This window comes from Acidovorax sp. PRC11 (genome assembly GCF_031844105.1).
In the GTDB taxonomy this organism is placed as follows: Bacteria; Pseudomonadota; Gammaproteobacteria; order Burkholderiales; family Burkholderiaceae_C; genus Paracidovorax.
Window position 1 is genome coordinate 199,633 of sequence record NZ_JAUZUQ010000007.1, and the last position, 21,588, is coordinate 221,220.

A 21,588-nucleotide genomic window follows, 5' to 3' on the forward strand; every position below is an offset into this window, starting at 1 on the left:
GTAGGGCGGCTGCTCACAGGCGGTAGAACCGCGCGGCGGTGTCGCGGTAGAGCCAGCGCTTGTCGTCCTCGGACAGGTCCGCCGTGATGCGCTTGAACGCGTTCCAGAGCACGGCGTAGCTGCACGTGCCCTTGTCGACGGGGAAGTTGCTCTCGAACATGCACCGCCGCGGGCAGAAGATCTCGATGCATTCGCGGATGTAGGGCGCCCAGGCCTGGGCCAGCTCGGCAGAGGTGGGCGGCGCGTCCCGCAGGTGGAACGGAAAGCCGATCACGCTCATGCCCAGCCCGCCCAGCTTGACGCAGACGTTGGGCAGCTCGGCGATGCGGCGCATGTCGGCCCGCCACTCCGCGAACACCGCATCGCGCCGGCCCGCGTAGGGCCCGACGCCGACCGGCGCCCCCACGTGGTCGATCGCCACGGGCGTCTGCGGGAAGGCGCGGGCGAGGTCGGCGAGTTCTTGTAGTTGGGTGTGGTAGGCCCAGGAATCGAAACTGAGCCCGAACTGCGCCAGGCGGGCGAAGCCGTCGCGGAACGCCGGTGCCATATAGAGGTGCAGCGGCGGCGCCTGCATGACGCCGTATTGGAATTCGGCATGCGCCGCCGCGTGGCAGCGGATGCCGCGAAAGCGCCCGGCACCGGCCTCGATCTGCGCGGTGAGCACTTCTTCCACGGCCGCGCCCAGCGAGAGATCGGCGAAGCCGACGATGCCGGCGCACAGCCGCGTGGCATGCCCCGCCTGCGCGGCCTCGCGCGCGATGCGGGCCACGCGCTCGGTTTCGCCCACGGGCCTCAAGGATTCCGGGCCGCCGTCGCGGTAGGCGAAGCCCACCTGGATGAACACGGTCGATTCGATGCGGTGGCCCGAGCCCAGGTCGGCCAGCAGGTCGTCCGCCAGGTAGCCGCCCCAGCCGTGGTCGGACAGGTGGTGGTGCGGATCGATGATGGCGAGATCAGGCTCGAGTGCCGCCTCGGTGTGCTGCGCGAGCCAGGCGGGCCGCACTTCCGCGCGCGGGATGACCGGCGGGGCGAAAGAAGGGTTCTGCGGATTCATGGGAAGGTCCTTTCCGTGTGCGGGCTTCAGTTCAGATGCCGAGAAAGGCCTTCTGCACGAAGCTGTCGTTCAGCAGCTCCTGCCCCGAGCCCGAACGGATCACGCTTCCCTGCTCGAACACGTAGGCGTCGTGCGCCATCTTCAGGGCCAGCCGCGCGTTCTGCTCGACCAGGACGACGGAGATTCCGGTCTCGGCATTCAGCCGGCGGATCGCCTGCGCGATTTCCGAGACGATCTTGGGCGCGATGCCGAGGGAGGGCTCGTCGAGCATCAGGATGCGCGGGTGCGACATCAGCGCCCGGCCGATGGCCACCATCTGCTGCTCGCCGCCCGAGAGCGAACCGGCCATCTGCTCGCGCCGCTCCTTCACGCGAGGAAAGAGTTCGTAGACCAGCTCCAGCGACCGGGCGCGCTGCGCCGCCGAGCGCACCGTGTGCGCGCCCACCATCAGGTTCTCCCAGACGGACATGCGCGGAAAGAGCCGGCGGCCCTCGGGCGAGAGCGCGAGCCCCAGCCCCACGCGCTGCGCCGCGTGCGTGCCTTCGATCGGCTGGCCGTCCAGCAGCAGCGAGCCGGCCGTGAGGCGCTTGAGGCCCATCAGCGCCTTGAGCGTGGTGCTCTTGCCGGCGCCGTTGGAGCCGATCAGCGCCACGATCTTCCCCGCATCGATGCGGAAGCCCACGCCGTGCAGGGCCTGCACCAGTCCGTAGTGGACGACGATGTCCTTGACTTCAAGCGTGCGCATCTTCATCCACTCCCAGGTAGGCCTCGATCACCGCCGGGCTGTTGCGGATCTCCTCCGCCGTGCCCTGCGCGATCTTCTGTCCCTGCACGAGGACGATGATCTTCTCGCAGGTGCCCATCACCAGTGCCATGTGGTGCTCGACGAACAGCAGCGAAATGCCGTGCGCGTCGCGCAGCGTCCTGAGCAGCCGCCCGAACTCGGCGCATTCCTCGGGATTGAGGCCGGCGGCGGGTTCGTCGAGCAGCAGCAGGCGCGGCCGCGTGGCCAGTCCCACGGCCACGCCGATGCGCTTCTGGTGGCCATACGCCAGCTCGCCCGCGATCTCGTGCCGCAGCGGCGCGAGTCCCGTGGTCTCCAGCACCTGGTCCACCTGCTCGCGCACGCGGCGGCAGGCGCCCCGGTAGGCGGCGGTCTGCGCGATCTGGGCCCAGACGGGCACGCCGAAATGGCAGAGCGCGCCGCGGTAGACGTTCTCCTGCACCGTCGATTTCGGGTAGACCGTGGCCGACTGGAAGGTGCGGGCCAGCCCGTGGCGCACCACCTGGCTCGGCTTGCGGCCGGTGATGTCCTCCCCCGCGAAGACGATGCGGCCCGCGGAAGGCGGCAGCGCGCCGCTGATCATGTTGAAGGCCGTGCTCTTGCCGGCGCCGTTCGGCCCGATCAGCCCGACGATCTCGCCTTCGTTCAGCGTGAAGCTCAGGTCGCGCACGGCGGCCAGGCCGCCGAAGTTCTTGCCCAGGCCCTCGATGGTGAGCAATGCGGTCATCGCGCGCCTTTCTGGCGCCGCAGCCGGGCGCCGATGCCGACCAGACCCATCGGCAGGAACTTGAGCACCAGGATCAGCGTGATCCCGTAGAGGATGTTCTGCGTCTCGATCGCGCTGCGGAACAGCTCCGGCAGCGGCGTCATGATGAGCGCGCCCAGGATCGGCCCGAGCACCGAGCCGCGCCCGCCGATCACCAGCATGATGATGGCCGCGACGGAGACGTGCTGGCTGAACGATTCGGGCGATACGAAGCCCAGGTAGTGCGCGAGCAGCGCCCCCGCGAAGCCCGCGAGCCCGCTGCCCAGCAGGAAGGCGAACATCTGCGTTCCCTGGATGCCGATGCCGCTCGCCTCGGCCAGGTCGGGGTTGTCGCCCACCGCGTCGAGTTCGTGCCCGCGCGGCGTCTTGAAGAGCGCGATCAGCAGCACGATCGACGCGAAGGCGCTGGCCGCCGCGAGGCCGTAGAACGACAGCTTGCTGTCCAGCGCGATGCCGAAGACGCTGGCCGGGGGGATGTTGGCGATGCCGTTGGCGCCGCCGGTGAGGCTGCCGCCTTCCAGCAGCACCAGCCGGAACAGCTCGCCGAAGCAGAAGGTGACGAGCACGAAGTACACGCCCTGCAGCCGCAGGATCACCGCGCCCAGCAGCCAGGCCACCAGCACGGAGACGCCCACGCCCGCCAGCACCGAGACGGGGAACGGGGTGTGCAGGCGCGTGGAGCAGACCACCGCCGTGAACGCACCCATGCCCATGAACGCGGCATGGCAGAACGACAGCTGCCCCGTGCGGCTGATGACCGACAGCCCGTTCACGAAGACGATGTTGATGCAGATGAGCACCGCGAGGTGCACGTAGAACGGATTGCCGGCCAGCAGCAGCGGCACGGCGAAGAGCGCCAGCAGCGTGGGAATCCAGGCCTTCCAGGGGCCTCCCGGCGCGGCCGGGGATGCCTGGGCCGCCGGGCGCGGGGCAGGGGTGGGGTGCATGGTGGAAGCGTCGTGCATGGTTCAGCGACCTGCCTTTCCGAGCAGGCCCGAGGGGCGGAAGATCAGCATCAGGATCACGAAGCCGAAGAGCAGCATGTCGGAGACGCTGCTGGACATGAAGGTGTTGGCCACGCTCTCGAACACGCCCAGCAGCAGGGCCGCGAGCGCCGCGCCCGGGATGCTGCCGAGCCCGCCCAGGATCACCACGATGAACGCCTTGAGCAGCGGCGTGGAGCCGATGCCGGGCGACACCGAGAAGACGGGCGCCATCAGCGCGCCGGCCACCGCCGCCAGCCCCACGCCGATGCCGAAGCCCAGCGGGTACATGAACTGCGAGCGGATGCCCTGGGCGTTGGCGATCTCGATGTCCTGCACCACGGCGCGCAGCGCGCGGCCGCCGCGGCTGTGCATCAGGAAGCCGTAGAGCGCCGCCAGCACCGCCAGCGAGAACACCACCACGTAGAGCCGCGACATCGGCAGCACCACCGGCCCGAGCGAGACCACGCCTTCGGCCACGGCGGGCATCGACTGCGGATCGGGCCCGAAGACCATGAGCGCGCCGTTCTGCAGGATCATCGCCAGGCCGATGGTGGCGATCATCCCGTTGAGCTCGTCGCCCCGGAAGCCCTTCATCACCACCACTTCGATCAGCCAGCCGGCCACCAGCGTGACGGCGAAGGTGGCGAGCACGGCGGCCAGGAAGGGCAGCTGCAGTTTCGTGACGCAGACGTAGGCCACGAAGGCGCCCAGCATGTAGAACTCGCCATGCGCGAAGTTCACCACGCGCATGACGCCGAAGACCAGCGTGAAACCGATGGCCATCAGCAGGTAGAGCAACCCGATGATGAGACCGTTGGTCAGCGCCTGGCCGAGCAGGAAAGTGAAATCCACGGCGGTGTTCCCGGAGAGTGGGCGCCGGTCACTTGCAGGCGGTGAGCGAGCAGGTCGCCTCGACCACTTCCTGGCCGTCCTGCACGCGGGCGATGTAGAAGGGCGCGTCGATCTGGTGCGCGACGCCGTACACGCCCGCGCCCGTCCAGTTCAGCGTGCCCAGAATGCCCGGGTAGTCCTTGATGTTCTCGAACGCGGTGCGCACCTTGTCGGTGTCGGCCGCGGTGCCGGCCGAGGCCATGGCCTGGAACAGCATGCGCGTGCCGTCGTAGAACGCCGGGCTGAAGCCGTTCATGCGCTTCTTGTACTTGGCGAAGTAGCGCTCGGAGTAGGCCTTGACGGCTGCGTTCGCCGGGTTGACGGGCGTGTTCACCAGCATGCCGTTGGTCGCGCCGGCGCCCGCCACGTTCACGATCTCGGGCGTCGCGGGGCCGCCGCTGCGGATGATCGCGCCCTTGAAGCCCAGCTCGCGCGCCTGCTTGACGATCAGGCCGGCGGTGCCTGGCGCGTTGCCGTCCAGCTCGATCGCATCGACGCCCTTGGCCATCAGGCGGGTGAGCAGCGGCATCATGTCCACGCGCTCGCGCTCGAAGAATTCCTTGGCGTTGAGCTGGGCGCCGGCCTTGGCGTAGGCCTTCTCCAGATCCTGCGCGATCTGCTGGCCGGTCTCGTCGTTCGGGAACAGGCCGCCGACCTTCTTCACGCCCTTGGCCTTCACGATCCAGTCGATCTGGGGCTGGGACGTTTCCATCGTCGTCAGGTTGGGCCGGAAGTTGAAGGGCTTGTCCTTGGCGAGCGCCTTGTCGGTGAAGCCGAGCGTGAGCATCACCACCTTGTTCTTGTTCACGATGGGCGACACCGCCAGCGCGGCGGCGGAGCCGACCGGGCCGATGATGTATTGCACCTTGTCCTCGAAGATCAGGCGGTTGGCCGCCGTCACCGCCTCGCCGGCCTGGTACTTGTCGTCGTAGGCCACCACTTTCACCGGATGCTTCCTGCCGCCGACCTCCAGGCCGCCCTTGGCGTTCACGTCGTCGGCCGCGAGCTCGGCCGCGTAGAGCATCGCCTGCCCCCAGGCCGCGCCCGCGCCCGACAGCGTGACGATGGCGCCGATCTTGATCTCTTCCTGGGCCAATGCGGGACCGGCGAGGCAGAGGGTGGCGAGGGCGGCGGCGGTGGCGGTGGCGAAGGTCTTCTGCATGGTTGTCTCCTGGAATGTGTGTTGTGTGACCGACGGGAAAAGGGAAATCAGGAACCGGAGGGCCGGGCGGCGTGCTCGCGCTGCGCGATGGCCTCCAGCACCGGGGCGATGTATTTCTTGAACTGCACGGGGTTCTCGCTCATCGGGAAGTGCCCCAGTTCCTCCATCACCACGGCCTGCGCGCCCGGAATGCCCTGCGCGGTGCGCAGCGTGTCCTCCGGGCTGCACGAGAAGTCGTACTCCCCGGTGAGCAGGTAGAGCGGTGTCGTGTCCGTGTCGATGCCGCCGAGCCTGCCGCGCAGGTCCGAATCGACGCGGTAGAAGTACAGGTCGCCGCGGAAGATGCCGGGGCCGCTCTGCTGGTATTGCCACAGGGTTTCGTGGCGGTACTGCGCGGGGCTCTGCGGTGCGACCAGCCCGGAGACCAGGGCCGCGCAGACTTCGCCGCCGTGCACGTCGGGGCGGTTCAGCCAGCTCGTGTCGTACCAGGGCTGCTGGTGGTCGGCGCCTTCGAGGCCGATGAGCGCGCGGAACTCCTGGCCGTGGGCGTGCGCCAGCTGCAGCACGATGCGCCCGCCGATCGAGCAGCCCATGACCACGGGCCGGTCCAGCCCCAGCGCCGCGATGAAGGCGCGGATGGTGGCCACGTAGCGTTCGGTGGTCAGCTCGTAGTCGCGGTCCTGGAAGCCGACGGGCGGGTAGGACTTGCCGTGCCACGGCATGTCGAAGGCGATCACGCGGAAGCGCGAGGTGACGTCCTCGTCGCACAGCAGGTGGCGGAACTGGCGGCCGTCCGATCCGGCGGTGTGCAGGCACAGCAGGGGGATGCCCTGGCCGCATTCCTCGAAGTACACGCGGCAGGTTTCGCCCAGGATGTCGAAGTGGACGTACCGGCCGACGATGGGTTCCAGGGTGGCTTTCATCGCGTTTCCTCTTTCGGGGTTCAGTGGGCGCACGCCCGGCGGGGCAGGGCCAGGACGTCCTTCAGATATTGGAGGTGGGCGAACAGCACGTGCGAGTCGCCTTCGATCGCCATGGCGCCGCGCTTGGTCAGCGCGAACAGGTCGTGCCAGCCGGGCCGGGGAATGGGCTCCCACAGGGCCGCCCACGCCTCCTCGGTGCCGCGGATGACCAGGTCGGCCGGAGCGAACAAAGGCATCTGCGCTTGCAGGCTTTCGACCCTGCCGCCGCGGATGCGCAGCAGGTAGGGCACGTCGCCCACCACCACCTTCAGGTCGGTGGTCAGATGGCGGCCGCGGTGCACCAGCCGGTCGTCGGCGTTCACGCGCTGCGCGGTGGATTCGAAGCGTTGCTGCAGGGATTCGGTCATGGCGCGGTCCTTTCGTTGCGGGGTCAGTCCGCACCCACGCCGATGGGGCTCGGCAGGCGCTTCTCGGTGTTGTGGCGCAGCAGCGCGGCGGTGCGGAAGATGCCGTGCGCGAACTTGCCGTAGGGCAGGGTGGCGAACAGCGCGATCACCGCGCCCAGGTGCAGGCACAGCAGCAGCGCGAGCGCGGGAGTGGCGCGGCCGAGCCAGAGCGCCATGCCGCTCGCGGCCACCAGGAACAGCAGGGCGATGAACCCCAGGTCCATGGGCTGCTGCCTTGCGTCGCCGTGCTGCGGGTGCCGGGCGCGGCGCAGCGTCCAGAGGCCCGCGGTGCCGACCATCAGGCCCACGCCGCCCAGCGCGCCCAGCAGCTTGGGCAGGCTGGGCAGCTCGTAGGGCGCCACCCAGCCGAAGGCGTAGTGGTAGACGGTGCCCAGCGACGTAGCCGCGAAGCACAGCAAAAATCCGTAGAAGGTGAGGTGGTGGAAGCGCCGGCGCTTCAGGGTATAGGCGTCGTCCTCCTCGTGGCAGCCTTCGCCGTGGCCGCCGCCCAGGTATTTGAGGCGCAGCACGTCGGAGGCGGCCTCGGCGGCGGCGGGCGCGCCCACGTCCACGCCGCTGGTGGCGGGCTTCACGTCCTTCCAGAAGCGGCGCACGCCCATCGCCAGCGCGAACACCGCGAACAGGAACACCGGCGCGAAAATGCCCACCAGCAGGTTGTGCGGGAACAGGTGGTAGAAGTTGTTGCCCAGCCCGCTGCCCCAGAGCCGCGCCACGCCGCCCTGCAGCGCCACGGCCAGCGCCAGGAAGAGGAACAGCCCCGCCGCCAGCGCCAGCGACAGCGTGAGGCCGTTGCGCTGGTAGAGCCGGCCCAGCGCGGGCGGCCAGGCATAGTCCACGTAGGTCTGGCCGCGCACTTCGGCCATGGCCTTCGGGATGTTCACGGCGAATTCATGCGGCGGCGCGTACTGGCAGGCGTGCAGGCAGGCCCCGCAGTTGTGGCACAGGTTGGCCAGGTAGTGCACGTCGGCCTTGCCGAACTCCAGCCGCCGCGTCATCGCGGGGAACACCGCGCAGAAGCCCTCGCAGTAGCGGCAGGCATTGCAGATCTGCAGCGCGCGCGCCACCTCGGCCTCGGAGGCGGTCTCGGTCGGCGCGGGGCGGATCGGGATCACCCGGCGCGCGGTGGGCATCCGGTCCTGGGCCTCGGAGGCCATGGGTTGGGGGTTCTGCATCTCAGGTCTCTTGGTCGTTCACGGCGCCGTGCACCGCGGGCTGGCCGGCCGCGGCGAGCGCGGCATTGCGCCCCGCGGTGCGGCCGAAGGCGGTGCCGATGGACATGCCCACGCCGGCCGTGTAGCCCTTGCCCAGCACGTTGCCGGCCATCATTTCGCCGGCCACGAACAGGTTGGCGCTGGGCTGTCCGCCAAAGCGCACGGCGGCCGTGTCGTCGGTCTTCAGGCCCAGGTAGGTGAAGGTCACGCCGGGCCGCAGCGCATAGCCGTAGAACGGCGGCGTGTCGATCGGGCGGGCCCAGTGCGTCTTGGCGGGCGCGATGCCGTCGGTGCGGCAGTCGTCCAGCGCCGTGTGGTCGAACCGGCCCGGCCGGCAGGCGGCGTTGTAGGCGTCCAGCGTCTGCATGAACTGCCCGGCGTCGAGTCCGAGCTTCTCCGCCAGCTCCGGCAGCGAATCGGCCTGCTCGCCCGGAAACACTGGCGGCATGAAGCGGCCGATCGCCTTGGCGTCGATGACCGAATAGGCGATCTGGCCCGGCTGCTGGGCCACGAGGCGTCCCCAGATGGCGTAGCGCTTGGGCCAGAAATCCTCGCCCTCGTCGTAGAAGCGCCGGGCCTCGCGGTTCACCACCACGCCGAGCGACACGCAATCGATGCGCGTGCAGATGCCGCCGTCGTAGAGCGGCGCACGCGCGTCGATCGCCACCATGTGCGCCTGCGTCGGGTCGCCGATGCCGTCGGCCCGCTGCGCCTCGAGCATGTGCCGCAGCAGCACGCCCTGGTTGAAGGCCGTGCCGCGGATCAGGAAGTTGTCCGCGGGCCACTCGCCGCGCTCATTCCGGCCCCAGGCCTCGCGCAGCCATTCGCGGTTGGATTCGAAACCGCCCGCGGCCAGCACGCAGCTGCGCGCCGTGATGCGCTGCCCGCCCACCCAGGCCGCCTGGAAGGCGCCGTTCTCGATCTCCAGGCGGTCCACGGGCGTTTCGTAGCGCACCTGCACGCCCAGCGTTTCGGCACTGCGGAAGTACGCATTCACCAGCGCCTTGCCGCCGCCCATGAAGAAGGCATTGGTGCGCGCCACGTGCAGCGCGCCCGACAGCGGCGGCTGGAAGTGCACGCCGTGGCGGCGCATCCAGCCGCGGCAGGTGGACGAGGCGCGGATCACCATGCGGGCCAGGTGTTCGTCGGTGAGGCCGCCCGTCACCTTCAGCAGGTCCTGCCAGAACTCCTCTTCCGGGTAGGCCTCGACCAGCACGTCCTGCGGTGCATCGTGCATGCAGCGCAGGTTGCGGGTGTGGGCGGAATTGCCGCCGCGCCAGTCGCGCGGCGCGGATTCCAGCAGCAGCACGCGGGCACCGGCTTCGCGCGCCATCAGCGCGGCGCAGAGGGCTGCATTGCCGCCACCGATCACCAGCACATCGGTGTCGAAGTTGTCTCGTTTCATCATGGGCAGCGACGGGCGTGGCCCACCGCAGTTCAGCGTTTTGGTTGGTTGCGCTGGACTATAGGAATCGCTGCCGCCCCCGTGCAGGGGCCTTTCGTCATGGGGGTATCACGATCCGTGATGGGTCGGCCGGTCCGTCAGCGTGGCGCCGATCCACTGGCCCGACCGCACCAGCCGCCGGGCGCAATCGAGCAGCGCCACGCGCGCGGCGAGGCCTGCGGGCGAGAGTTCGTCGTCGGAGAGGCTGCAGAGCGCCGCATCGCGCCTTACCTTCTCGTCGGCGATTTCCGACCACTGGAACCGCTGCGCCGCATCCTGCTTGTAGAGCGCCACGGCGGACCAGGGCTGCACCGTGGCCCCGAAACCCGCGTCCACGGACTCCATCAGCAGCGGCAGCGAATCGATCTCCATCGCCATGCGCGGCTGGACGCCGGCGGTGGCGAACGCCGCCGTCACCGTGCTGCGCAGGCCGTGGCTGCCCGAGGGCAGGATCAGCGGCACGCCGCCCAGCTGGGCCAGCCGCACCGGCGCGGCGTGGGTGATGCCGGGCGCCACGGGCCGGGTGCGCGACTGGATCAGGAACAGGCGTTCTTCCAGCAGCGGCGTGATGCTCCAGCGCCGGGCGCTGTGCGTGTCGAACAGGATGGCCAGGTCCAGCTGCCGTGCGTTGAGCAGGCCCGTCAGGTGCCCGGACAGCGCCGAGACGATGTGCATCCGCACGTCGGGATAGCGCTCCTGCATGGCGCGCATCAGGGGCAGGCCGAGCACCGAGGCGATGGAGGGCGGCAGGCCCATGCTCACGGCCCCCGACAGGCGCGCCTGCTGCGCCGCGAGCACGGCCTGCTCGGCATGGCGCAGCGTGAGCTGGGCTTCGTGAAAGAAGGCCTGGCCGGCCTCGGTGGGGATGACGCCGCGCGGCGTGCGCTGCAGCAGCCGCGTCGAGAGCTCGGATTCCAGCCGGCCGATCTGCTGGCTCAGCGCGGACTGCACCATGTCCAGGTCCAGCGCGGCGCGGCTCATCGAGCCCAGCTCGACGATGCGCACGAAGGTGCGGAGTTGTCTCAGTTCCATCTTGTCCTGTTCAGAGCCGCTCTCAGCGGCTGCCCACCCCGCGCAGCATGCGCAGCCCGTTCGCCACCACCAGCAGGCTCGCGCCCATGTCCGCGAACACGGCCATCCACATGGTGGCATGCCCTGCGAGGGCCAGCCCGAAGAACACCACCTTGATGCCCAGCGCCAGCGCGATGTTCTGCCACAGCACCGCGTGCGTGCGGCGCGAGAGGCGCACGGTTTCGGCCACGCGGCGCAGATCATCGTTCATGATGACCACGTCGGCGGTCTCCATGGCCACGTCGGTGCCGGCCGCGCCCATGGCGAAGCCGATGTCGGCGCGCGCGAGGGCAGGCGCGTCGTTGATGCCGTCACCCGCCATCGCGGTCATGCCGTGCTGCTGCTGCAGCGCGGCGATGGCCGAGAGCTTCTGTTCGGGCAGCAGGCCCGCCTGCACGTCGGCGATGCCGGCCTCCTGCGCGGCGGCCCGGGCCGCGGCCGCGTGGTCGCCCGTCAGCATCACCGGCACGATGCCCAGGGCGCGCAGTTCGGCCACGGCCTCGGCGGCCTGGGGCCGCAGCGTGTCGGCCACCGCGAACAGCGCCCGCACGCCGTGGGCATCGCCCAGCAGCGTCACGCTGCGGCCCTGCGACTCGTGCGCGGCGGCGGCGGCGGCGGCCTCCACCGCGTCCGTCCACAGGCCGCGCTCCTGCGCCAGGCGCCGGTTGCCGAGGAACCACGTCGCGCCATGGATGCGGCCTTCCACGCCGCGGCCGGGCAGGGCGGTGAAGTCCTGCACGTCCGGCAGATCCGCCGGCAGGGCCGCCGCGCCGGCCGTGCCGCCGGCATTCCCCGCCGTTCCCGCCGGGGCGATGCCGGCCGCGATGGCCTTGGATACCGGGTGGTCCGAGCGCCCCGCCAGGGCCGCGGCCACGTCGTCCGCGCCGTCGTCGCCGAAGCGCTCGCTGCCCACCAGCACCGGCCGGCCGGCCGTCACCGTGCCCGTCTTGTCGAAGGCGACGGCGCGCACGCCGCGGGCCCGCTCCAGCCACTGGCCGCCCTTGATCAGGATGCCGCGGCGCGCGCCGGCCGCCAGACCGCTCACCACGGTCACCGGCGTGGCGATGACCAGCGCGCACGGGCAGGCGATCACCAGCAGCACCAGCGCGCGGTAGAGGGCATCCAGCCAGGCCCAGCCCAGCGCCAGGGGCGCCCCCACGGCCACGAGGGCCGCGAGCGCGAAGACGGCGGGCGTGTAGACGGCGGCGAAGCGGTCCACGAAGCGTTGCATGGGAGCGCGCGACCCCTGTGCTTCCTCGACCGCGTGGATGATGCGGTCCAGCGTGGTGTTGCCGGCCGCGGCGGTCACGCGGAACTGCAGTTCGGCCTGCGCGTTGAGCGTGCCGGCATAGAGGGCGTCGCCGGGCGCCTTGTCCACCGCCAGGCTCTCGCCCGTCACGCTGGATTCGTCCACCGCGCCGCGGCCTTCCAGCACCACGCCGTCCAGCGGCACCCGCGCGCCGGGGCGCAGCCTCAGTACGGCGCCCAGCGGCACCTCGGCCGCGGGCACCGTGCGCCAGCGGCCGTCCGCGTCGCGCAGCTCGGCCTGCTCGGGGCTGAGCGCCAGCAGGGCGCCGATGGAATCCCGCGCGCGGCCCACCGCCCGCTCCTCGATGCGCTCGGCCAGGGCGTAGAGCGCCATCACCATGGCCGCCTCCGGCCACTGCCCGATCAGGAAGGCGCCCGTCACGGCCACGGCCATGAGCGCGGAGATGTCCAGCCGGCCGCGCGCCAGCGCACCGAGGCCGGCGCGGTACACGCCCAGCCCGGCCAGCAGGATCGCGGCGGCGGCCACGGCCATGCCCGCGGCCCGCCAGGGCAGGGTGTCGGGCGCGAGCAGGTGCAGCAGTTCGGCGGCGGTGGCGGCCGCGAGCGAGACGCCGAGCCGGCCCCAGCCGGGCAAGGTGCCGTGGTCATGGTCGTGTCCGCCGGCATGGCCTTCGCCGTGGTCGTGGCCATGGGCATGGTCGTGCGTGCCGCTGGCCCGGTTCATCGGCCCGAGCCCATGGCCGTGGTCGTGGCCCGGGTGATCGCCGGGCTGGCCGTGCGCGTGGCCGTCGTCGCCGCTGCCGCCGGGCGCCGCCGCTCCGGCGGGCATCGCCGCGGAGGCCCTGGCGGGCGCCGCCGCCCGGGGCGCCGGCCCGCATCCGCTGCTGCAGCCGCAGGAGAGATCGATGCGCGGCTTCGCTCCGGGGGGGGATGCCGCCGGGGATCGGTCGGTGGATACCGTGCTTGCCATGTGCTGTGTCCTTGCGTTGGGGAGAATTCCGACAGGGGTCCGCAACCGGACCGTGCCATCATTGGAAACCTTCAAGCCGCTTCAAGGTCAAGCCGTGTCTGCCGCAAGCCCCCACCACCGTATCGGCGATGCCGCGCGCCTCTCCGGCGTGCCCGCCGCCACCATCCGCTATTACGAGAAGGAGGGCCTGCTGCCCGTGCAGGTCCGCGCCGACAACCGCTACCGCCTCTACAGCGACGACGAGATCCACCGCCTGCGCTTCATCCGCCTGTGCCGCGCCATGGACATGTCGCTGGACGAAGTGCGCACGCTGCTCTCGCTGGGCCGCGGCCCGGACACCGCCGCCGACCACGCCGCCTGCGCCACGGTGGACGAGCACCTCTCGCACGTGCGCACGCGCCTGCACGAGCTGCAGGCGCTCGAATCGCAACTGCTGTCGCTGCGCGGCCGCTGCGACGGCACCGACGGCAGCCGCTGCCACGTGATCGAGGCCCTGCACGACCGGGCGGACGCCGACCCGCTGCCGCTGCCCGATCCGCCAGCGCGGCGGCACGTATGACGCCCGAAGGGTCCACCCTGCGCGCCCGCTCGGCGCCGCTGCCCGGCCTGCCCACGCGGCTCTGGCGCGCTGCGCGCGGCTGGGCGCTGGCGTGGTGGCGCATCGTCCACCTGGGGGCCGTGGTGGCGGTGCTCATGCTGTCGCCGTCCAGCTACGGCCGCTCCACGCGCTTGCGCCTGGCCCGGCACCTGTATCTGGACACGGCCCCGCTGCTGCTCGGGTTCACCGCGCTGGTGGCGCTGATCTGCCTGGTGGTCACGCACATCGTCGTCGTCACGGCGCGCAGCTACGGGCTGTCGCACTACGCGCTGCAGATGGTGGTGCGCGTGCTGGTGCTCGAACTGATACCGCTCACGGCCGCGCTGTTCGTGGCGCTGCGCGCCACCATTCCGGCCGGCACCCAGCTCGCGCTGATGCGCCAGTCGGGCCACTGGGAGGCGCTGCGCGCGCGCGGCGCCGACCCGGTGCGCGTGGAGCTGCTGCCGCGCGTGGTCGCGGGCGTCTATGCCAGCATCACGCTCGCGGCGCTCTCGTGCGCGGTGGCCCTCGCCATGGCCTACCTGGGCGTGTACGGCCCGAACACGGCCGGGCTGCCCGGCTACACGCGCATGTTCGGCCAGGTGTTCACGCCGTCCGTCACGCTGCTGTTCGTGCTCAAGACACTGCTGTTCAGCCTGGCCGTGGCGCTCATTCCCATGGCCGCCGGCCTGCATGCCACGGGCGACCCGCGCGCCCGCTCCGAACTCGGCGGCTTCGCGCGCATGTTCGCCGTGCTGCTGCTGATCGAGGTCGCCTCGCTCATGGGCAACTACTACTGATCTCCCATTTTTCCGAACCGCCTGCGATGAACGACACCTCTCCCGCACCCCGGCCGTCGCCGCCACCACCGCCACCATCCGTGGCCGATCCGTCCGATGCGCTGCTGCGGCCCGTCGCGCACCTGGAGCGCAAGGCCGCCGCGCTGCTGCTGTTCACGCTGGCGCTGATCGTCGGCTCCGGCCTCTACCTGCTCTATGCGCGCGGCGTGTTCGAGCCGACCCAGCAACTGGTGCTCACCGCCGACGATTCCGAAGGCGTTGTCGCCGGCATGGACATGACGTTCTCGGGTTTTCCCATCGGCCGGGTGCGCCGCACCGAACTGGCGGAAGGCGGCGACGTGCGCATCCTGATCGACGTGCCGCGCAAGGACGCGCACTGGCTGCGCGAATCCAGCGTGTTCACCCTGGTGCGCGGCATCGTCGGCGGCACCACCATCAAGGCCTACAGCGGCATCCTCACCGACCCGCCGCTGCCCGACGGCGCCGTGCGGCCCGTGCTGCGCGGCGACGCCACGGCCGAGATCCCGCAACTGATGTCGGCCGCGCGCGAGCTGCTGTCGAACCTGCAGGCCCTCACCGCGCAGGACGCCGCGCTCGGCGGCACCCTGGACAACGTGCGCACGCTCACCGAGCGGCTCAACGCGCCGGGCGGCGCCCTGGGCGTGCTGCTGGGCAGCGAGTCGGAGGCCCGCAAGCTCGCCACCACGCTGGACCGCACCAACCGGCTGCTCGCGCGCATCGACGGCATGGCAGCGAAGGCGGACCGTCAGGTGTTCGGCGCGGCCGGGGAGTCGGGGCTCGTCACCGACGTGCGCGCCACCGTGGTGCAGCTCAACGGCCTGCTGGCGGACACGCGGCAGAGCCTCGCCAAGGTCGACGCCGTGCTGGCCGAGGCCCAGGCCATCGGCACCAACGCCCGCGAGGCCACCACCGATCTCGGCGCGTTGCGCGCCGACGTGGAGAGCAATCTGCGCAAGGTCGAGAGCCTGGTCAACGAAATCCAGCGCAAATGGCCGTTCGCGCGCGACACCCGGATCCAGCTGCCATGACGATGCCGACGCCTGCTCCTCCCTCCGCTGCGAACCCGGGCCGGCGACCCCGGCGCGGCCGTACCGCCGCCATCACCCTTGCCATGGCGATCGCCGCCGGGCTGCTGGGCGGTTGTGCCGGGCGTGCTCCGCCGCCGGAATGGGCGCAGAACGCCCATGGCGCCGCCGCGCGGGCCTCCGAGGCCTACCTGTCCGGCGAGGACCGCATCGCGGCCCAGGAGTGGCGGCGCGCACGCGACGAAGTGGCCCGCACCGCGCGCCCCGATCTGCTGGCGCGCGTGGTGCTGCTGGAATGTGCCGTGCGCGTCGCGAGCCTGGCGCAGGTGGGATGCCCGGATTTCGAGCCGCTGCGCAGCGGCGCGGACGCGGCCGAACGAGCCTATGCGCAGTACCTGGAGGGCCGCGCCGTGGAGGCAGGGGCCGGCGGTGCGGACCTGCTGCCCCCCGCGCAGCGGGCGGTACAGGCGGGCGGCAGCGCTGCGTTGGCGGGCGTGGACGATCCGCTCGCCCGCCTCGTCGCGGCCGCGGTGCTGTACGCCCGGGGCGATGCTTCGCCGGAGGTGGCGCGGCGGGCCATCGAAGCGGCCTCGGAGCGCGGCTGGCGCCGTCCCCTCATGGCGTGGCTGCTGCGGTCTGTGGAGCAGGCGGAGCAGCGGGGGGATGCGGCGCAGATGGAGGTTCTGCGGCAGCGCCTGAAGGTGCTGCGGGGGAGCGGAAGCTGAAAGAGGGGCGGCGGGTCCGGGCGGTCAGGGCGTGGACAGCGCCTCGACCGGCAGGATCTGGTCGAGATCCTGCGGAATGCGCACCATCGAATCGGCGGCCTGGACGGCTTCGTCGGGGACCAGGTTCATCGCCGTGGCGCCCACCGCGAGCAGTACCGTGGCGGTGAAAGCGATGAACGCGCGGGCGCCGGTATAACGGTTGCGTTGCATGGCGGACTCCTTGGGGACTGTGGTTCGGGTGAATGGGCACGCAATCGCGTGGTCTTGTCGCTATTACATGCCGCTTGCCGATCCCCGTATGTCGGACGCCCGCCCACCGACGTGTGCTGCAACGGGAGTTACCCTTGGTTTCGCCGTGAAGGGGTTGTGTAGGACGTGGGACTCAACCGTGGAGCGAAGCCAGCCTCCGCGCCAATTCGGAGGCCGTCAGCGCGGTGCCGGCGGGCCAGCAATCCGCGGCCTGTCCATGCGCATGGCAGGCCGCGCTGGCCGCTTCGAAGGCCGCGTCTTCGCCATCGGGTCGCGCTGCCCAGACGGCCCCCAGGAAGCCTGCCAGCACATCGCCGGTGCCACCCGTGGCGAGGCGCCCGTTACCCGTCGGATTGATGCGCGCCGCCCGGTCCGGTGCGGCGATCACGCTGCCGGACCCTTTCAGCACCACGACGCAGCGGTAGCGTTCCGCCAGCGAGCGCGCCGCGCGGGCACGGTCCGACTGGACGGTGGCCGTGTCGGTGCCCAGCAGCCGGGCGGCTTCCAGCGGATGCGGCGTGATCACCGTCGGCCACACGCCGTGGTGGCGTTCGCGGTCCTGCAACAGCGCGGCCAGCGCGGCGTCGCCCGCCACCGCATTGAGGCCGTCCGCGTCCAGCACCAGCCGCGGCGCCTCGGCGAGCACGCGCGGCAGCACGGCCCGCACCGCCTCGCCGCCGCCGCACCCGCACACCACCGTGGCGTGCTCCAGCGCCAGCACGTCGAAGCGGCGCAGCATGCATTCCGGCTGCTGCGGGTCGATCGTCAGCGCATCCATGCCGCCGTCCAGCAGCGCCACCACGACCCGCCCGGCACCGCCGTGCAGCGCCGCGGAGGCCGCGAGCAGGGCGGCACCCGTCATGCCCATGCCGCGGGCGCCGATGCCTTCGCCGCCCACCACCGCCACGTCGCCGAAGCTGCCCTTGTGCGAAGCATGGGGCCGCCGCTCCGGCCGTCCGGCGCCCCCGAGCCACAGGGACGGGGCTTCGGCCGCCGTGTCCACGTCCAGGCCGTCCAGCCAGACGGTGCCTGCCGCGTCCCGTCCCTGGCCGGTGAACCATCCGGGCTTGAGCGTCAGCAGCCCGAGCGTGTGGCGCGCGGAAGCGGGCGGCCGGTCGGGCGCCAGCCCGGGCAGGTAGCTGCCGGTATCCGCCAGCAGCCCGGAAGGACCGTCCACGCACAGCACGGGCGCGCGGGTGGTCTGCAGCGCCTGCAGCAGGGCGTGGAGGGCCGGTGCCGGTGCAGGGCCGCCGGAGCGCGGGGCCGTGCCGATGCCCAGCAGGGCGTCGATGCAGAGGTCGTCGGGTCCGAGATCGTCCGGAACGCCGGGCGCGAAAGGCACGCCGGCGGACCGGGCGCGCTCCCGGGCCTGCCGCGCATCGGCCGGTGCGGCATCCGGCCGGCCCAGCCACGTCGCCTGCACGGCCACGCCGCGCCGGTGCAGCTGCAGCGCGGCCTCCAGGCCGTCGCCGCCGTTGTTGCCGGGACCGCAGGCCACCCAGACGCGCCGCGCATGCGGTGCCACGGCCAGCGCCAGGCGGGCCACCGCCAGGCCGGCCCGTTCCATCAGCGTGCCGGGCGGGCAGGCTTCCAGGGCCGCGCGCTCGATGCGGCGGGTCGCGGCGGTGTCGAACAGGGGATGGAGGCGGTCGGGATCGATGCGGTGCATGGGCGGCGGGCGGCAGGCGGTGCCTTGGAACGGGGAGGGAGGTGCCCATTGTGGCCCGCCCCACCGCCGGCCCACAGGGGCGTGCATCCTCCATCGAACCACCTGCGATCCGCGGCCCCGACGCCCAGCCCTGACGCCGCTCCGGCGCTCAGAACCGCTCAGAACCGCTGCGGCGCGAACGGTTGCAGGTCCGCTTCCGGCACCCTCTGCGCGACCAGATCGGCCACCGCCCGTGCGCTGCCGCAGGCGAGTGCCCAGCCGCAGGCACCGTGGCCCGCATTCACCCACAGGCCCGCTCCCCCCACGGCGCCGATCGCCGGCAGTCCGTCCGGCAGCATCGGCCGCGCGCCGCGCCAGGTCCGCACCTGCGGCGACGACCACTGGACGCCACCCGGGAACCAGCCCGAGGCCGCGTTGTAGAGCACCTGCAGCGTCGGCGTGTGCAGTGCGCCGTCCGCCGCGCCCAGCTCCGCGCCGCCGGCCACGCGCACCCGCTGCCCCTGGCGCGTGAGGGTGATCCGGTGCACCGGGTCGATCACCGTGCCCTGGGGGGCGTGCGTGTCCTCCCGCAGCGGCGCGCTGATCGTGTAGCCGTGCACTCCGGCCAGGGGCAGGGGAGTGCCGGCCGGGCGCAGCAGCTCGCCCGCCGCGAGCCCGGCGCACACCACCACGGCATCGAAGCGGCGAGGCTCCCGCTCTCCGGCCAGCAGCACGGCCGCCGGACCGCCGCGCAGCGATGCCACCCGGGCGTTGAAGAGGAACTGCGCACCACGCTCCTGCGCGGCATAGCGCAGCATCTGCGCGAACAGCCGGCAGTTGCCGGATTCGCCGTCCGGCACGTGGATCGCGCCGGCCAGTTCGTTGTCCGAGGCGAGTCCGGGCTCGATCAGGCGGGCGGTGTCCGCGTCCACGTCGCGCAGGTCGGCCCCGGTCTCGCGCAGGATGCGCACGGCCGGCTCGATCCGCTCCAGGTCGGACGGCGAGCGCAGCAGCACCAGCACGCCGCGGCTGCTCTCGGGATCGAGCTGCAGCGCCTCGGCCACCTGGTGCATGCGGGCCTGGCTGTAGCTGCCGAACCGCGCGAGCGCCGTGACGGCGTCATCGCCCGCCGTGCGCGCCGCGCGCCGGCGCTGCCAGAGCCACCGCAGGTCGGACGCGCCGGCGCCGGAGGCGAGGCGCACGGCGGCCCGGCGGCCGAAGAGCCGCTGGCCCGCGGGGCCGCCGATGCCGGGCGTCGCCCAGGGGATCAGCGGCGCCGGCGCGAGCAGGCCGGCGTTGGCGAAGCTCGCCTCCTCGGCCGCGGCGGCGCGCTGTTCGAAGACGGTGACGGCATGGCCGTCGCAGGCGAGTTCATAAGCGGTGGCGGTGCCGGCGATTCCGGCGCCGACGATGGCGATGTGCATGGTGGGAAGGCCGCCGCCGTTCGGCCGGGCAGCCCGCTGGGGTGTTTCTTTGGATTCTGCCCGGGCGCGGACGCTTTGCGGGAAGCGTCCGCGCCGTGCCCTGGGAAGGGCCGGTGGCCCGGTATGCTAGAATCTCGGGGTTTTGCTGAGAGGGGTGCTCCGGGTTGCCTGGCGTGCCTTTTGCGGCAAAGCAGCGATGGCGGCTTGAATGGGCTGCCCTTGCACCGCAAACCAAACGCGAACCGGCCTTATCAAGGTGCCGCCCTCTTGTCAGAACGGGCGGTTGGCGGGCCGGATTTTAGACCCAACCTTTGGAGTATTCACATGTCCGTCACCATGCGCGAAATGCTGGAAGCCGGTGTCCACTTTGGCCACCAGACCCGCTTCTGGAACCCCAAGATGGCCCCGTTCATCTTCGGCCATCGCAACAAGATCCACATCATCAACCTGGAAAAGTCGCTGCCGATGTTCCAGGAGGCGCAGAAGTTCGCCAAGCAGCTCACGGCCAACCGCGGCACGATCCTGATGGTCGGCACGAAGCGCCAGGCCCGCGAACTGCTGTCCGCCGAAGCGCAGCGCGCCGGCGTGCCCTTCGTCGACCAGCGCTGGCTGGGCGGCATGCTCACCAACTTCAAGACCGTCAAGACCTCCATCAAGCGCCTGAAGGACATGAAGGCCCAGCAGGAAGCCGGCCTCGAGTCCATGAGCAAGAAGGAACAGCTGACGTTCACCCGCGAGATCGAGAAGCTCGAGAAGGACATCGGCGGCATCCAGGACATGAACGCCCTGCCGGACGCCATCTTCATCATCGACGTCGGCTTCCACAAGATCGCCGTCGCCGAAGCCAAGAAGCTGGGCATCCCGCTGATCGGCGTGGTCGATTCCAACCACTCGCCTGAAGGCATCGACTACGTGATCCCCGGCAACGACGACTCGGCCAAGGCCGTTGCGCTGTACGCCCGCGGCATCGCCGACGCGATCATCGCCGGCCGTGCCGACGCCGTGAACGACGTGGTCAAGGCCGCCGCGCCCGAAGGCTCGGACGAATTCGTGGAAGTGGAAGAATCCGCTGCCTGAAGGCCCGGCCGCGCGACCTGTCGCGAATGAAAGAGGGGCTCCTGTTAGCCCCCTTTTTTTTAGCCTTGAATCTTGTAACGAACTGAACTGAGACTGGAGAATGACGATGGCTGCTATTACCGCTAGCATGGTTGCCGAACTGCGCGCCAAGACCGACGCCCCCATGATGGAATGCAAGAAGGCCCTGACGGAAGCCGACGGCGACCTGGCCAAGGCCGAGGAGCTGCTGCGCGTCAAGCTGGGCACCAAGGCCGGCAAGGCCGCCGCCCGCATCACGGCCGAAGGCGTGGTCGCCAGCTTCATCGAAGGCACCGACGGCGCGCTGATCGAAGTGAACAGCGAAACCGACTTCGTGAGCAAGAACGACAGCTTCATCGCCCTGGCCAAGGCCGCGGCCGAGCTGGTCGCCAAGCACAACCCCGCCGACGTCGAAGCCCTGGGCGCGCTGCCCTACAGCCAGGAAAGCTTCGGCCCCACGCTGGAAGAAGTCCGCAAGGGCCTGATCGGCAAGATCGGCGAGAACATGTCGTTCCGCCGCTTCAAGCGCTTCACCGGCTCCAAGCTGGCTTCCTACCTGCACGGCACGCGCATCGGCGTGGTGGTCGAGTTCGAAGGTGACGAAGTCGCCGCCAAAGACGTGGCCATGCACATCGCCGCCATGAAGCCCGTCGCCCTGACCAGCGCCGACGTGCCCGCCGAGCTGATCGAGAAGGAACGCACGGTTGCCGCCGCCAAGGCCGCCGAGTCCGGCAAGCCCGCCGACATCGCCGCCAAGATGGTGGAAGGCTCCGTGCAGAAGTACCTGAAGGAAGTCTCGCTGTTCGACCAGGTCTTCGTGAAGGCCGCCGACGGCAAGCAGACCGTGGGCCAGATGCTCAAGGCCGCCAACACGACGATCAAGGGCTTCACCCTGTACGTCGTCGGCGAAGGCATCGAGAAGAAGGTGGACGACTTCGCCGCCGAAGTGGCCGCGCAAGTGGCCGCCGCCAAGGCTGCTGCCTGATCCTTTCTCCCGCACATTCCCCGAATCCATCACCTGAAGAG

21 protein-coding genes are annotated in these 21,588 nt (G+C 71.1%); 6 read left to right on the forward strand and 15 right to left on the reverse strand.

All coding sequences use genetic code 11. The features are described from left to right. Positions 1 to 13 precede the first annotated feature (13 nt). From Q9R47_RS10495 to Q9R47_RS10550, 12 genes are all read right to left on the reverse strand, one after another. Positions 14 to 1,054 carry an amidohydrolase family protein gene (locus tag Q9R47_RS10495; RefSeq protein ID WP_311233153.1) on the reverse strand — a complete coding sequence of 347 codons (1,041 nt, stop codon included), beginning with the start codon at positions 1,052 to 1,054 and terminating at the stop codon, positions 14 to 16. A gap of 31 nt (positions 1,055 to 1,085) precedes the next feature. After that, positions 1,086 to 1,799 carry an ABC transporter ATP-binding protein gene (locus tag Q9R47_RS10500; protein WP_311233154.1) on the reverse strand — a complete coding sequence of 238 codons (714 nt, stop codon included), beginning with the start codon at positions 1,797 to 1,799 and terminating at the stop codon, positions 1,086 to 1,088. After that, complete coding sequence (locus tag Q9R47_RS10505; protein ID WP_311233155.1) at positions 1,786 to 2,565, reverse strand: ABC transporter ATP-binding protein; 780 nt, start codon at positions 2,563 to 2,565, stop codon at positions 1,786 to 1,788. The genes Q9R47_RS10500 and Q9R47_RS10505 overlap by 14 nt, the downstream gene beginning before the upstream one ends. After that, a complete protein-coding gene (locus Q9R47_RS10510) occupies positions 2,562 to 3,551 on the reverse strand; it encodes a branched-chain amino acid ABC transporter permease (protein ID WP_311233156.1) in 990 nt (329 codons plus the stop codon). Before Q9R47_RS10510 ends, Q9R47_RS10505 begins: the two co-directional genes overlap by 4 nt. 21 nt (positions 3,552 to 3,572) lie before the next feature. Continuing rightward, on the reverse strand, positions 3,573 to 4,442 hold the full coding sequence (locus Q9R47_RS10515; protein WP_311233157.1) for a branched-chain amino acid ABC transporter permease: 870 nt from the start codon (positions 4,440 to 4,442) through the stop codon (positions 3,573 to 3,575). Between the two features lie 28 nt (positions 4,443 to 4,470). After that, entirely contained in the window at positions 4,471 to 5,643 is a 1,173-nt protein-coding gene (locus Q9R47_RS10520) for an ABC transporter substrate-binding protein (RefSeq protein WP_311233158.1), read from the reverse strand. Between the two features lie 47 nt (positions 5,644 to 5,690). Further along, positions 5,691 to 6,566: an alpha/beta hydrolase gene (locus Q9R47_RS10525; RefSeq protein WP_311233159.1), complete on the reverse strand. Its 876-nt coding sequence runs from the start codon at positions 6,564 to 6,566 to the stop codon at positions 5,691 to 5,693. Positions 6,567 to 6,586: 20 nt separating this feature from the next. Then, positions 6,587 to 6,973: a hypothetical protein gene (locus Q9R47_RS10530; RefSeq protein WP_311233160.1), complete on the reverse strand. Its 387-nt coding sequence runs from the start codon at positions 6,971 to 6,973 to the stop codon at positions 6,587 to 6,589. Positions 6,974 to 6,996: 23 nt separating this feature from the next. Further along, on the reverse strand, positions 6,997 to 8,205 hold the full coding sequence (gene tcuB, locus Q9R47_RS10535) for a tricarballylate utilization 4Fe-4S protein TcuB (protein ID WP_311233161.1): 1,209 nt from the start codon (positions 8,203 to 8,205) through the stop codon (positions 6,997 to 6,999). A gap of 1 nt (position 8,206) precedes the next feature. After that, positions 8,207 to 9,649: an FAD-dependent tricarballylate dehydrogenase TcuA gene (tcuA, locus tag Q9R47_RS10540; RefSeq protein WP_311233222.1), complete on the reverse strand. Its 1,443-nt coding sequence runs from the start codon at positions 9,647 to 9,649 to the stop codon at positions 8,207 to 8,209. Positions 9,650 to 9,757: 108 nt separating this feature from the next. Next, entirely contained in the window at positions 9,758 to 10,720 is a 963-nt protein-coding gene (locus tag Q9R47_RS10545; protein ID WP_311233162.1) for a LysR substrate-binding domain-containing protein, read from the reverse strand. Positions 10,721 to 10,742: 22 nt separating this feature from the next. Next, entirely contained in the window at positions 10,743 to 12,998 is a 2,256-nt protein-coding gene (locus Q9R47_RS10550; RefSeq protein WP_311233163.1) for a heavy metal translocating P-type ATPase, read from the reverse strand. A 94-nt stretch (positions 12,999 to 13,092) separates the two neighbouring features. On the opposite strand from Q9R47_RS10550, the gene Q9R47_RS10555 reads away from it, so the two are divergent. Genes Q9R47_RS10555 through Q9R47_RS10570 form a run of 4 tightly spaced genes read left to right on the forward strand, consistent with a single transcriptional unit; the run spans position 13,093 to position 16,146 of the window. Further along, entirely contained in the window at positions 13,093 to 13,557 is a 465-nt protein-coding gene (locus tag Q9R47_RS10555; RefSeq protein WP_311233164.1) for a Cd(II)/Pb(II)-responsive transcriptional regulator, read from the forward strand. Beyond that, positions 13,554 to 14,375: an ABC transporter permease gene (locus tag Q9R47_RS10560; protein WP_311233165.1), complete on the forward strand. Its 822-nt coding sequence runs from the start codon at positions 13,554 to 13,556 to the stop codon at positions 14,373 to 14,375. The genes Q9R47_RS10555 and Q9R47_RS10560 overlap by 4 nt, the downstream gene beginning before the upstream one ends. 26 nt (positions 14,376 to 14,401) lie before the next feature. Beyond that, positions 14,402 to 15,424: a mammalian cell entry protein gene (locus Q9R47_RS10565; RefSeq protein ID WP_311233166.1), complete on the forward strand. Its 1,023-nt coding sequence runs from the start codon at positions 14,402 to 14,404 to the stop codon at positions 15,422 to 15,424. Beyond that, a complete protein-coding gene (locus Q9R47_RS10570) occupies positions 15,421 to 16,146 on the forward strand; it encodes a hypothetical protein (protein WP_311233167.1) in 726 nt (241 codons plus the stop codon). The genes Q9R47_RS10565 and Q9R47_RS10570 overlap by 4 nt, the downstream gene beginning before the upstream one ends. Positions 16,147 to 16,170: 24 nt before the next feature. On the opposite strand, the gene Q9R47_RS10575 is transcribed toward Q9R47_RS10570, so the two are convergent. From Q9R47_RS10575 to Q9R47_RS10585, 3 genes are all read right to left on the reverse strand, one after another. Beyond that, positions 16,171 to 16,356 carry a hypothetical protein gene (locus Q9R47_RS10575; RefSeq protein ID WP_311233168.1) on the reverse strand — a complete coding sequence of 62 codons (186 nt, stop codon included), beginning with the start codon at positions 16,354 to 16,356 and terminating at the stop codon, positions 16,171 to 16,173. Positions 16,357 to 16,528: 172 nt separating this feature from the next. After that, a complete protein-coding gene (locus Q9R47_RS10580; protein ID WP_311233169.1) occupies positions 16,529 to 18,064 on the reverse strand; it encodes an NAD(P)H-hydrate dehydratase in 1,536 nt (511 codons plus the stop codon). Positions 18,065 to 18,222: 158 nt separating this feature from the next. Then, a complete protein-coding gene (locus tag Q9R47_RS10585) occupies positions 18,223 to 19,467 on the reverse strand; it encodes an FAD-dependent oxidoreductase (protein ID WP_311233170.1) in 1,245 nt (414 codons plus the stop codon). Between the two features lie 324 nt (positions 19,468 to 19,791). Here Q9R47_RS10585 and rpsB point away from each other — a divergent pair, with 324 nt between their 5' ends. Next, positions 19,792 to 20,544 (forward strand): 30S ribosomal protein S2, encoded by a 753-nt coding sequence (gene rpsB / locus Q9R47_RS10590; RefSeq protein WP_311233171.1) that lies wholly within the window; start codon positions 19,792 to 19,794, stop codon positions 20,542 to 20,544. A 106-nt stretch (positions 20,545 to 20,650) separates the two neighbouring features. Then, positions 20,651 to 21,547 (forward strand): translation elongation factor Ts, encoded by an 897-nt coding sequence (gene tsf, locus Q9R47_RS10595; RefSeq protein ID WP_311233172.1) that lies wholly within the window; start codon positions 20,651 to 20,653, stop codon positions 21,545 to 21,547. Positions 21,548 to 21,588: the final 41 nt, after the last annotated feature.